The following is an 11578-nucleotide window of genomic DNA, read 5'->3' as shown; positions in this document are numbered from 1 at the left end:
TGCTCGCGCAGCGCGGCCATGACCCTGCGGTCCACCACATGGGCCTGCGGCGAATCGCTGAGCACGTTGACCAGGTGACCGATGGCCCTGCCGGCCGCAAGGGGGACCGGCCCGTGGCGGCCTGCCCCTTGGGCCTCCACCACCGGGTGGAAGACGTCGCCATCTGCGGCCAGCAGCAGGTGCTGGTAGTCGGTCTCCAGGGAGAAGCTCGTCTGATGCGCGCTGGTCAGACGCTGAGCCAGGCTGATGCGCAGCTGCGTCGCGGCGGCCGCCAGGTTCGGAAGCGGCACCACTCGGCCCGCGGCACGCAGTGCGCGACCGTCCCAGGACGCTGCGGCCGCCGGGACCTCCAGCGCCGAGACCAGCACCAAGGTCTGGCCGCACAGCAGCACGTGGTCCACCGTCGGGGACTTCGCGCGACGCCTGCTGGACTTTGCCGCCGGCGGGACAGTCAGCCGCACGTCATTGAACAGTCTGGCCGCCGGAAGCGCAGAGAGCACATGCTTCTCCAGGATCTCCACTGTCCGCTGGTGGCGGCGAGCGGTCTTGGACCGGCCGAACAGACCGTGCGGGGCGAAGTGGCCGTGGACCCTCTGACTGGTCAGCGCCAGGCTCAGCGGCTCGGGACTCTCCAGGGGCGGTACATAGACCGGCGGCTGGTCGGGCTGCGCCGCTCGGCGCGGCCGACGACGCTCCCGGGAGCGTGACCCTGCCCGGCCGCTGGTCCGTGCCGCGCCGCTGCGCGTATAGGTGAAGCCCGCCCCTTCTTCGGTGGGCTCCGGACTGGGCGCCGACTCCGCCGCGCCGCCGCGCCGCCTGTCATAGTCCTGCCGGGACTCTTCGCTGCCCAGCACTTCCCAGGCCTCCTGGACGCGGTGGAACGCATCGGCGCTGCCGCCCCGGTCTGGGTGATGCTGCCGGGCGGCACGGCGGTAGGCGGCCCGGATCGCGCTCGCATCAGCTCCGGGCTCCACCCCCAGCACAGCGTAGTAGTCCAGCTCTCTCATCAGGGGCCAAGCCTACCGCTGAGGCGTAGAATCTCTCGGGTGAGCCGCTACTTCGACCACGCCGCGACCACCCCGGTGCGCCCCACGGCAGTGCAGGTGCTCACCGAACTGATGCCACAGCTGGCGAATCCGTCCTCCCTGCACGGGTCCGGACGCCGCGCCCGGCTGGCGGTGGACTCCGCCCGCGAGCAGCTGGCCGCAGCGTTGGGGGCCCATCCTTCAGAGGTGGTATTCACCTCCGGAGGAACCGAGGCCGACAACCTGGCGCTGAAGGGACTGTGGTGGCAGCGCCGTGCCGAGGACCCGCAGCGGCGCCGCATCCTGCTGACCGGCGTGGAGCACCATGCGGTGCTGGACACCGCCGAATGGCTGGAGGCTCACGAGGGTGCGGAACTGCAGCTGATTCCGGTGAACGAGACCGGGATAGTCGACGTCCACGCCCTGGAGAAGATGCTTGCCGATCGGCCGGAGACCATCGCGCTGGCCACGGTGATGTGGGCCAATAATGAGGTCGGCGCCGTTCAGCCGGTGCCCCGCATCGCGCAAGCCTGCGCGGCGGCCGGAGTCCCGTTCCACACCGACGCAGTGCAGGCCCTCGGATCCGTGCCGCTCAGCTTCGCCGAATCCGGGGCCTCTACCATGGCCGTCACCGGGCACAAGATCGGCGCTCCGGTGGGTCTCGGGGCGCTGCTGGTGCGCCGGGACGTGAAGCTCACCCCCGTGCTGCACGGCGGCGGGCAGGAGCGCGACGTGCGCTCAGGAACCCTGGACGCGGCGGGGATATGCGCCTTTGCCGCCGTCGCCGAGGAGGTGGTCGCCGGACGTGAGGAGGAAGCCGCGCGGATCAGCGGCCTGCGCAACCAGCTGCTGGAGTCCGCCGTCGGATGTGACGGAGTCACCCTGCGCGGCCCGGACCCCAGGAGCCACGCTGAGCTGAGACTGCCCAATAACCTGCACATCACCGTCGACGACGCCGAGGGCGACTCTCTGCTGTTCATGCTGGACATGGCTGGATTCGACACCGCCACCGGGTCGGCCTGCACCGCGGGAGTGCCGCGCCCCTCGCATGTGCTGCTGGCGATGGGGCTCAGCGAGGCCCAGGCGCGCAGCGCGCAGCGCTTCTCGCTGGGCTGGACCACCACGCAGGAGGATGTCGCCGCCCTGGCCCAGGCGCTGCCGGACATCATCGAGCAGTCGCGGTCGGCCGGAATGGCGGCCGGAGGCCGCTGAACCCCGCGCTGCGGTAGTTTGCTGCCATGAGCACTCCCACCCATCCTGCAGTCGCCCGGGTGCTGGCCGACCTGGCCGCCCACGGCCTGCACCCTGAGATCACCTGGTTCGACGACGCCGTGACCACCGCGCAGCGGGCGGCAGAGGCTCTGGGGGTCGACGTCGGGCAGATCGCCAATTCACTGGTCTTCACCCTGGACGAGGAACCGGTGCTGGTCCTCACCAGCGGGGCGCACCGGGTGGATACCGACTGGCTGGGCGCTCAGCTGGGCGGCAGCATCGGACGGGCCTCCCGCGACGTGGTGAAACAGGCCACCGGCCAGGTCATCGGAGGAGTCGCACCGGTGGGGCACCCGCAGCCGGTGCGCACTTTCGTGGACACCGCCCTGAATCAGTACTCCGACGTCTGGGCCGCAGCAGGCCACCCCAAAACAGTCTTCCCCACCAGCTACGACCAGCTGGTGCAGGTCACCGGCGGAACTCCCACTGACGTGGCTCCGCCGGAGCCGGCCGGTGCGGGCGGCAGCGAGATCCGCGATGACTGAGATCCGGGCGGTGCTTTTCGACTTCGACGGCGTGATCCGGCACTTTGATGCGGGCTTCGTGCCCGAGCTGGAAAGCACCTATGGGCTGGCGCCGGGCACTATCGCATCCACGGCGTTCGCCCAGCCGCTGATCACCGAGCTGACCACAGGCGCGATACCGCGCCGCGAGTGGCTGCGCAGAATCGGGGAGACGATCGGTTCTTACGAGGCTGCGGCGGTGTGGGGAAGCCAGCCCACGCATGCCGATCAGGACGTCTTGGCTCTTGCAGACCAGCTGCGGGCCTCTGGACTGCTCACAGCGGTGCTGACCAACGGAACCGATGAGGTCCGCGCCGAGGCCGAGGAGCTGGGCGTCGTGGAGCACTTCGACGCATTCTTCAACACCGCCGAGATCGGGTGGATCAAGCCGGACCGGCGCGCGTTCCAGCATGTGCTGGACGAGCTGTCGCTGACTGGTCCCGAGGTCTTCTTCACCGATGATTCGCTGGGCAAGCTCTCCGGCGCGGCCGAGCTGGGCATGACGGTGCATCACTACACCTCAGTGGTCAGTCTCTGCACGGCGCTGAACCCGCTGGTGCCCTGCGTTCTGGAGAATGCTGAAAGTTCTCAGCACCCGATGTAGAAAGTTCTCACCGGCCGATGCAGGAAGTTCTCAGTACGCAGAGTGCGGAAACTCCCGGGTGGCGTCCCTACGCCGCCGCTCGGTCAGCGAGAGCCTCGGCGGTGTCCCGCAGCCGGGTGAGCGTGCGCATCGCAGCAGCTTCCCCCAGCTGCGCCGACAGGTGCCGGTGAGCAGCGCCGAAGGCACCGACCGTGAAGGACGACAGCGATGACGCAGGCATGCCCAGCGCCTGCCACGGCTGGACCAGCCGGGCCGCCAGCTGCGAGACCTCCGGCAGAGCCCCCGGCTCCTCGGGATGCAGCAGCGACGCGACGATCTGCGCTCCGTCCTCCACCAGGACCGCGGCGCGCTCCCAGTCAGCCGAGGTGGCCCGGTGGACCGGGAGCGCGAAGCCGTCCACCTCAGCCCCGCGCTGGGAACGGAAGTCCTCAGTGTGCTCATTCTCCGCCCCAGAGCCGAAGTCGAGCATCAGCTCGTCCGCACCGGCCTGCCGCAGCGCCTCGATGACGACGCCGAGCATCCCGCGGGTCTCATCGCGCGGCAGCGAGCGGATGCTCTGATAGCCGCTGACGGTGGGCACCGACCCTGTCCGGACCCGGTGATAGTCGGGCTCCAGCAGCGTCACCCGCAGGCGCTGCGGGGCCACTGAGCGCCGCACATGCGCCACATGGTCGGCCGCGCCCGCTGCCAGAGACTGGGCCAGATCCCGACGGGCGCCGTGGTCGATGAGCACCTTCTCTCCGCCGGGAAGGTGCAGCAGCGCGGCCAGACTGACCGGCCCCAGGATCTCCAGGCCCACGGCGTCGGTGATGGCCTGCCCCGCTTCGGTCCGCTCCCCGCGCACCTCGGCCAGGGTGTCCACATCGGAGCGCAGCAGAGCGCGGGCGCGCTGATCATCGGCCCCGGGACGGGCCACCAGGCGCCAGCCGTAGGAGGTCAGCTCCGTATAGAGCTCCTGAAGCTGGGCGGCGGCGCGTCCGAGCAGACGGCCGTGATGGCCGCGGTCCGGCAGCTCGCACAGCGCCGCGAGGTGGGGTGCGGCGAGCTCGGAGGCCACCAGTTCGGCAGCGCGGCGAAAGTCCCGCCCGGGGAGCGTTCCCGGGACTGCGCAGCGAACCGTCATCGAGTCTCGCTCGCCCAGTCGAAGGGCGCGTCCGGGTCGGCGGCCGGACGCGAGGACTCGGAGATCGCCTGGTGGTGGCGGATCACCTCTTCGATGATGAAGTTCAGGAACTTCTCGGCGAAGTCAGGGTCCAGCTGCGCCTCCTGGGCCAACCGCTTCAGCCGCGCGATCTGCGCCTTCTCCCGGCCAGGATCAGCCGGGGGAAGCTTGTGCTTGGCCTTGAGCACACCGACCCGCTGGGTGGCCTTGAAGCGTTCAGCCAGCAGGTGGACCAGGGCGGCATCGATATTGTCGATGCTCGAGCGCATGGACAGCAGCTCGTCGAGGATCTCGGGATCCACGTAGTCGGCGGCATCCCCGGCACGAGGGTCGGTGCTCATGATTCCACCCTAGCCGGTGACTGCGCCGGTGCGCGGCAGCATACTCATATCATCCGGTGCAAGGCCCCACTGGGCGCGGGGGGTGCTCGCTTCAGGCCGCGGTGGGCGCCTGCTGCGGGGTGTAGTGCTTCGAACGGGCGGTGTCGATCGTGGCCTGCCCCAGCACGCGGGTGTCCTGATACATCACCGCAGTCTGTCCCGGGGCCACACCGGCCAGCGGCTCATCCAGCTCCACCACCAGGCGCTGGCCCGCCTGCTCATCGGGCTGCACCCGTGCCCGCGCGGGGACAGGATCGGCATGGGCGCGGATCTGCAGCTCGATGCTGAACCACTGCCCGGCCTCGGCCTCCGGCACCGGCCTGCCCGCCCAGCTGAGCCGGATGCCGGTGATCCGGTCGATCTCCAGCAGCTCCTTGGGCCCGGCCACCACGGTGTTCTCCTTCGGGCGGATCTCCAGCACAAACCGGGGTTTGCCGTCGGGCGCGGGCCGGCCCAGCTTCAGGCCGCGGCGCTGACCGACGGTATAGGCCTGGGAGCCCTCATGCTCGCCGATGTGGTTGCCCTCAGCATCGACGATCGGACCGCGCTGCATATCGATCTGCTCGGCCAACCAGCCGCGGGTATCGCCATCGGGGATGAAGCAGATGTCATGGGAATCCGGCTTCTGCGCCACCTCGAGTCCGCGCTCAGCCGCCTCAGCGCGCACCAGATCCTTCGACGGCGTCTCGCCCAGCGGGAAGTAGCAGTGGGCCAGCTGCTCCTCAGTGAGCACTCCGAGCACATAAGACTGGTCCTTGGTCCACGTTGCCGCCCGGTGCAGCTCGCGGCTGCCGTCGTGACGCTCCACGATCTTCGCGTAGTGGCCGGTGGCCACCGCGTCGAAGCCCAGCGCGATCGCCTTGTCCAGCAGCGCTTCGAACTTGATCTTCTCATTGCAGCGCATGCACGGATTCGGCGTGCGGCCCTGACTGTATTCGCTGATGAAATCGTCGACGACGTCGGCTTTGAACCGTTCGGAGAAGTCCCACACATAGAAGGGGATCCCCAGCTTCTCGCAGGCGCGCCAGGCGTCGGAGGAGTCCTCAATGGTGCAGCAGCCCCGCGAACCGGTGCGCAGGGTTCCGGGCATGCGTGAGAGCGCCAGGTGCACGCCCACCACTTCGTGGCCTGCGTCCACGGCACGGGCTGCGGCGACGGCGGAGTCGACGCCGCCGGACATTGCGGCAAGAACCTTCATCTCTTCTACGGTACCGGCTGAGACGGCGCAGGATGAAGGCGGCTACAGCTTCCCGGCCGCCTTGAGCCGGATATAGCAGTCGGCAAGCGCCGGCGGAAGCTCCTCCGGCACCGCCTGGATGACCTCCACGCCCCGGGCGGCCAGCTCCGCGGCGACCGCTTCGGCTTCGATCATCGCCCGTTCGGCCGCCGCAGCCAGGTACACCTCTCCGGCGGAGTCCCGACGCCGGGCTGCGGCCTGCAGCTGCGGATCCCGCACTGAGGCGACGACGACGCGGTGCCGAGCGGTCAGCGCCGGCAGCACCGGCAGCAGCCCCTCCTGCAGCGAGGGTGAGTCCACCGCAGTCAGCACCACCACCAGGGACTTCTGGGTGCTCACCGAGGCGATCTCGCCCGGCAGCTGAGAGAAGTCAGCCTCCACCAGCACCGGCTCCACAGCCGAGGCCGCAGTGCTCAGCACATGCAGAAAGTCCCCGCGCTCGGCCGATGATGCGCGGGCCACGGTCTGCCGGTGAAAGGCCAGAAAGTCCACCCGGTCCCCGGCCTGGGAGGCCAGCGCCCCCAGCAGCAGGCAGGCCTCAATGCCGGCGTCCAGTCTGGGCTGATCGGCGATCCGGGCTGCCGAGGTGCGGGAGGCATCCAGGCAGAGGATGACCCGCCGGTCGCGCTCGGGACGCCAGGTGCGCACCACCAGGTGCTGGCCGGCGGCATCCTGCCGGCGTGCGGTGGCGCGCCAGTCGATGGAGCGCACATCATCCCCGCGCACATAGTCGCGCAGGGAGTCGAACTCGGTGCCGGCCCCGCGCAGCTGCACTGCGGTGGCCCCGTCCAGCTCGCGCAGCCGCTGCAGCGCCGAGGGCAGGTGCTTGCGAGATCGGAACTGAGGAAGCACCCGCAGCAGATGCGGAACCCGGTGGGTGACCTGCCGACCGGCCAGGCCCAGCGGACCCACCGACCGGACAGTGAGGTGCTGGCTGGTCAGCCGCCCGCGGCGGGACGGGCTCAGCCGGACGGTGACGGTGGCCTCACCCCCGGGCGGGACCTCCAGCTCCTGGACGGCATCGACCGCTCCCGCGGTGGGCTGCCAGCCATCCTTCACCGCGCCGCGCAGGCGTCGTCTGCCCAGGTTCTGCACTGTGGTGGAGACGCTCACCGACTCGGCGAGCCGCACAGCTGGGGCGGGAACGCGCTCAATGCGCAGCCGCCGCGGTGAGGCGCACAGCACGATATCGGCCGCCGCTGAGAGAGCCAGCAGGCCCAGCAGCCACCAGAACAGGCCCGGGGCCAGCAGCACCACCAGGGTCAGCCCCAGGGCGGTCCACAGGAAGCGGTACGTCAGCACGGCAGCCCGATCAGCGCGGCACCGGGGTGGAGGCCAGGATCCCGTGGAGCACGTCGTCAGCGGCCGTGCCGTCCATAGCGGCCTCCGGGGTCAGCGCGGTGCGGTGACGCAGGGCTGGCAGCGCCAGCGCCTTCACGTCGTCGGGAGTCACATAGTCCCGGCCGGAGAGCCAGGCCCATGCCTTGGCGGCGCTCATCAGTGCGGTGGCCCCGCGCGGGGAGACCCCCAGCTGGAAGCTGGGCGCGGCCCGGGTGGCCCGGGCGATGTCCACGATGTAGCCGACCACCTCCGGGGAGATCTGCACCGCGCTGACCGCCTGTCTGGCCTGCAGCACATCGTCGGCCGAGGCCACCGGGCGGACCCCGGCGTCGGCCAGGTCGGAGGGATTGAAGCCTGCAGCGTGCCGCCGAATGACCTCGATCTCCTCCTGTCGGTCTGGCAGGTCGAGGGTGACCTTCAGCAGGAAGCGGTCCAACTGCGCCTCCGGCAGGGGGTAGGTGCCCTCATACTCCACCGGGTTCTGGGTGGCGGCCACCAGGAACGGGTCGGGAAGTCTGCGGCCCAGGCCGTCGACCGAGACCTGCCTCTCCTCCATGGCTTCCAACAGGGAAGCCTGGGTCTTCGGCGGGGTCCGGTTGATCTCATCGGCCAGCAGCAGATTGGTGAACACCGGTCCGGGGCGGAAGGAGAAGTCTCCGGTGGTGGAGTCATAGACCAGCGAGCCGGTGACGTCTCCGGGCATCAGGTCCGGGGTGAACTGCACCCGTGAGGACTCCAGCTGCAGGGCGGCGGAGATGGTCCGCACCAGCAGCGTCTTGGCGACGCCCGGCACGCCCTCCAGCAGCACATGGCCGCGCACCAGCAGCGCGATCATCACGCTGGTGACTGCCGCATCCTGTCCCACCACCGCTTTGGCGACCTCCTGGCGCACGGCGGTCAGCCGCTCTCGCAGCTGCTCGTCGCTCAGCCGCGCTCTCTCAGCACCCGGCCCGGGCTGGCGGGCAGGCTGCTGCTCTGCTGCGCCGTCGTCGCTGATCCCCGGCTCACTGCTCACCTGTGTCTCCTTCGTCTCATACGGGTCGTCTCCCTCAGATCATCCTCCAGCTGCGCCAGCTGCTGAGCATAGGCGCTGAGCTGCCTGCTGGTGCGCACCTGCGGGTCCAGCAGCAGCGAGCGAACGCGCTCGTCGTCTCCGCCGAGCTGCGCGGCGGCGGCCTCGGCCACCAGGTCAGCGGCCGGGCGCGGTCCCAGGCGCAGCAGCCGGGAGATCCGCAGCAGATGGGCGCTGCGCAGGATTCGGGCGGCTTCTGCGGCGGCGTCTGCGCGCTGGTAGAGCCGGCCCCGGCCGTAGGCCGTCTCATGGGCGGGCACACTGACCGGCAGCGGCTCGGAGACCACCGGTCCGCGGCGCCGGCCGGCCACCACCATGGCGATCAGCCCGCAGATCAGCAGCCATGCGGTCACCGGCCACACCCACCCGGGCAGGTGGTCCCATGGTGAGTCCCACTGCTGGATGCCGGTCGCATCGGCTCCCGAGGGGGTGTACCAGATCAGATCGGTGGGGCCAGACCCGGGGTGGGCGCCGAGCAGCCCCAGAGCCACAGCGGCGTGACCCTGGGAGGCGATGTGCTGATTGGTGAAGGCCGACGGGGCGGAGAAGGCCGGGCCGTAGCTGGTCTCTGCCAGCGCATAGGCCGGGCCGCCGGAGTCAGGGGAGCCGTAGGGGAAGCAGCCGCGCTCAGCGGTCAGAGTGGCGCCCGGGGCCTGCAGGGACTCTCCGGCCAGTCCGGCTTCCAGGCGGCACTGGTCACCGGCCTCTGTGGGCTCAGCGGTGCCGGCGGGCCCGGCCGGGATCTGCGGGCCGGCGCCGACCTGAGGGCCGAGTGCGGCGCTCAGCAGCTGGGGGTCATCGGAGATCCACAGCACCTGTCCGCCGTCGTGGTGATGCTCACGCAGCCGGTCCAGAGTCTGCTCATCGGGCTGGAAGCCGCGCATCAGCACCGCAACCTGCGCCTGCGGGTGGCCCTCGACCAACTCGGCGGCAGCTTCGGCCGAGGTGGCCCGGTGGATCCGTACGCCTTCGTCCTGCAGCACCTGCGCCAGCGCCGCATAGCCGTCCAGGTCCGTATTGCCCAGCCCGTAGACCTCAGTGTCCTCAGCGGCGAGCAGCTGCGCGGCGATGGCGGCGAAGGCGCCCACCGCCAGCAGCACAATCCAGAACTGCCAGCGGGAGAACGCCGAAGCGGCCGCGGCGGAGGAGCTGACGGCGGTGGCAGTCACTGCGGCACCACCAGCCGCGGTGACCCCGGATCCGCCGAAGAGATCGGCTGGGCGGACTGGAGCCGCTCGTCCAGACGGCGCATCTGCTCGTCATCCTGCCGGCTCAGCCGGTGCCCTCCGTAGCGGGAGAGATTGAACTGTGCCGCCGCCGCGCTCAGCCCCAGGTGACCGTCGCCGTCGAGTGCGCCGAAGACTCCGGTCAGCTCCGCGGCGATCTCGGTGGCGGTGCGCCCGGCAGTGCGGCGCAGCACCCCGCGCTCCTCACCGGAGCGCACCAGGGCCCGGAACCGGTCGCAGGCGGCGGCATCATAGTCCCCGGCCGCGGCGTGCTGATCTGCGCGCTGGCGCAGCATCTGGGAGGTCATCCCCTCCTCGATGTCCATCGGCTGCCGCGCCGGGTCGCCGCGCTGCAGCCGGGGCCGGACCAGCAGGATCGCCACGGCGACCGCGGCGGCGATGCCCAGCAGCACAATCAGCGGCCCGGCCGGGATCTGCAGGCCTCCGATGCTCAGCGCCTCCTGCTGCAGCCAGCGCAGCAGCCGGTCGATCGCCTCCCGCAGCGGTCCGGAGAACTGCTGCTGGTAGGCCGGATCGGCCAGCTCCTCTTCGAGCATTCTGCGGGCGGTATCACGGTCATACATATGCATCACGCGCCTGCTGCCTGTACAGGTGCCCGGTCAGATGCTCGGGGGAGCCGGGGATCATCTGGTCGGTGTCTGCAGCGGACCCGGCCGCGTGCAGCAGCACCACATCCAGGGCCTCCTGCCGGAACCGTGCGTTGAGATAGAGCGCCGCGATCGCTGTGGCGGCCAGGGCCACCATGACTGCGGCGACCACCGCGTCGTAGAGCTGCCCCAGTCCCAGCACCGCCAGCGCCAGCCAGTCGTTCTGCCCCTGCGGGGACTGCCAGGCCAGCTCCGCGCCCAGGCCCAGCACCAGGCTCGCCGGCAGGGTGGCCACCATCATGGCGATGCCCCCGATCAGATACAGCAGCGCCACCGCACCGATGTGCCGCCACCACAGCCCGCGGTTGAGCCTGAAGGAGCGGGCCACCGCACTGAACGCATTGCGCCGCTCCACCACAATCACCAGGGGGCCGAACATGAAGGCCGCCGTCACCCAGCACAGCAGCAGAAACAGCGCCGGAAGGACCACCACGACGCCGACGAACAGCGTCAAACCCACCAGCAGCGCAGCAGCCACCAGCACCACCAGCGCACCGGCGCCCAGCGCCAGACCCAGCAGCACCAGGTGCAGCAGCAGCCAGCCGATGGTCCCGGCTCGCAGCCGAAGGGTCTGGCCCAGAGTGGTCGGCAGCCCGTAGGCGGCCCGCAGCGACGGGATTCCCAGCAGGCCGAAAGACAGCGCCAGAAGCAGCGTGCTCACCGAGCCGGTGAGCATCAGCAGCAGCCACAGGCCGACGTCGCCCATGGCCGCCCACACCAGCTCCGGATCTTCGAAGGCGGTGGGATCGGTCATCATGCGCACCAGATGGTTGGAGGGGAGCACCAGCAGCAGCACGGCGGTGACGGCAAAGTTCAGCAGGCCGGCCACCAGCGGCAGGCCCAGCACCGCCCGGGGGCTGCGCCGGATGACAGCGATGGCTGCGGAGAACACTTCATCCTGAGACATCACCCGCAGCGGGAACACCGCCGCGCCCCGGGCAGCCTCCGCGCTTTCGCCCGCTTCCGGCACGGCCGAGCCGGCGCCCACAGCCCGCACGGAGCGGGAGCCGGGGCTGGGCGCCGTCGTGCTCCAGCGGCTGGCTGTGCTCACCACACCCTCCTTGCGTCAGGCCACGGGAACACCCTAT

12 protein-coding genes are annotated in these 11578 nt (G+C 70.4%); 3 read left to right on the top strand and 9 right to left on the bottom strand.

Annotated elements, in window-relative coordinates; genetic code table 11:
- The coding region (locus Q1K09_RS05200; RefSeq protein WP_300343813.1) for a J domain-containing protein at positions 1-1007 on the bottom strand (1007 nt) is incomplete at its 3' end.
- 39 nt (positions 1008-1046) lie between these two features.
- On the opposite strand from Q1K09_RS05200, the gene Q1K09_RS05195 reads away from it, so the two are divergent.
- From Q1K09_RS05195 to Q1K09_RS05185, 3 genes are read left to right on the top strand one after another with little or no spacing between them, the layout of a single operon-like run.
- Positions 1047-2237 (top strand): cysteine desulfurase family protein, encoded by a 1191-nt coding sequence (locus tag Q1K09_RS05195; RefSeq protein ID WP_300343812.1) that lies wholly within the window; start codon positions 1047-1049, stop codon positions 2235-2237.
- 26 nt (positions 2238-2263) lie between these two features.
- Entirely contained in the window at positions 2264-2782 is a 519-nt protein-coding gene (locus Q1K09_RS05190) for a YbaK/EbsC family protein (protein WP_300343811.1), read from the top strand.
- A complete protein-coding gene (locus Q1K09_RS05185) occupies positions 2775-3404 on the top strand; it encodes an HAD-IA family hydrolase (RefSeq protein WP_300343810.1) in 630 nt (209 codons plus the stop codon). The genes Q1K09_RS05190 and Q1K09_RS05185 overlap by 8 nt, the downstream gene beginning before the upstream one ends.
- Positions 3405-3471: 67 nt before the next feature.
- On the opposite strand, the gene Q1K09_RS05180 is transcribed toward Q1K09_RS05185, so the two are convergent.
- From Q1K09_RS05180 to Q1K09_RS05145, 8 genes are all read right to left on the bottom strand, one after another.
- Complete coding sequence (locus Q1K09_RS05180; RefSeq protein WP_300343809.1) at positions 3472-4527, bottom strand: hypothetical protein; 1056 nt, start codon at positions 4525-4527, stop codon at positions 3472-3474.
- A complete protein-coding gene (locus Q1K09_RS05175) occupies positions 4524-4907 on the bottom strand; it encodes a chorismate mutase (RefSeq protein ID WP_300343808.1) in 384 nt (127 codons plus the stop codon). Before Q1K09_RS05175 ends, Q1K09_RS05180 begins: the two co-directional genes overlap by 4 nt.
- A gap of 91 nt (positions 4908-4998) precedes the next feature.
- Positions 4999-6144, bottom strand: coding sequence for a tRNA 2-thiouridine(34) synthase MnmA (mnmA, locus tag Q1K09_RS05170; protein ID WP_300343807.1), 1146 nt, complete (start codon positions 6142-6144; stop codon positions 4999-5001).
- Between the two features lie 42 nt (positions 6145-6186).
- Entirely contained in the window at positions 6187-7485 is a 1299-nt protein-coding gene (locus tag Q1K09_RS05165) for a DUF58 domain-containing protein (RefSeq protein ID WP_300343806.1), read from the bottom strand.
- Between the two features lie 10 nt (positions 7486-7495).
- The gene (locus Q1K09_RS05160) at positions 7496-8452 is read right to left on the bottom strand and encodes a MoxR family ATPase (protein WP_300343816.1); all 957 of its coding nucleotides are present in this window, start codon (positions 8450-8452) and stop codon (positions 7496-7498) included.
- A gap of 83 nt (positions 8453-8535) precedes the next feature.
- Entirely contained in the window at positions 8536-9765 is a 1230-nt protein-coding gene (locus Q1K09_RS05155; protein WP_300343805.1) for a DUF4350 domain-containing protein, read from the bottom strand.
- Complete coding sequence (locus tag Q1K09_RS05150) at positions 9762-10406, bottom strand: DUF4129 domain-containing protein (protein ID WP_300343804.1); 645 nt, start codon at positions 10404-10406, stop codon at positions 9762-9764. The genes Q1K09_RS05155 and Q1K09_RS05150 overlap by 4 nt, the downstream gene beginning before the upstream one ends.
- Positions 10399-11541 carry a hypothetical protein gene (locus Q1K09_RS05145; protein WP_300343802.1) on the bottom strand — a complete coding sequence of 381 codons (1143 nt, stop codon included), beginning with the start codon at positions 11539-11541 and terminating at the stop codon, positions 10399-10401. The genes Q1K09_RS05150 and Q1K09_RS05145 overlap by 8 nt, the downstream gene beginning before the upstream one ends.
- Between the last annotated feature and the right edge of the window lie 37 nt (positions 11542-11578).

It is taken from the genome of Nesterenkonia sp. (assembly GCF_029265375.1).
GTDB lineage: Bacteria > Actinomycetota > Actinomycetes > Actinomycetales > Micrococcaceae > Nesterenkonia.
The sequence above is the reverse complement of the archived record's forward strand: the minus strand, read 5'-3'. Positions and strand labels throughout refer to the sequence as shown.

Coding starts and splice junctions, on each gene's coding strand:
- Q1K09_RS05180 (WP_300343809.1), bottom strand. CDS start 4,527: ATGACGGTTCGCTGCGCAGTCCCGGGAACGCTCCCCGGGCGGGACTTT.
- Q1K09_RS05175 (WP_300343808.1), bottom strand. CDS start 4,907: ATGAGCACCGACCCTCGTGCCGGGGATGCCGCCGACTACGTGGATCCC.
- mnmA (WP_300343807.1), bottom strand. CDS start 6,144: ATGAAGGTTCTTGCCGCAATGTCCGGCGGCGTCGACTCCGCCGTCGCC.
- Q1K09_RS05190 (WP_300343811.1), top strand. CDS start 2,264: ATGAGCACTCCCACCCATCCTGCAGTCGCCCGGGTGCTGGCCGACCTG.
- Q1K09_RS05150 (WP_300343804.1), bottom strand. CDS start 10,406: ATGTATGACCGTGATACCGCCCGCAGAATGCTCGAAGAGGAGCTGGCC.
- Q1K09_RS05185 (WP_300343810.1), top strand. CDS start 2,775: ATGACTGAGATCCGGGCGGTGCTTTTCGACTTCGACGGCGTGATCCGG.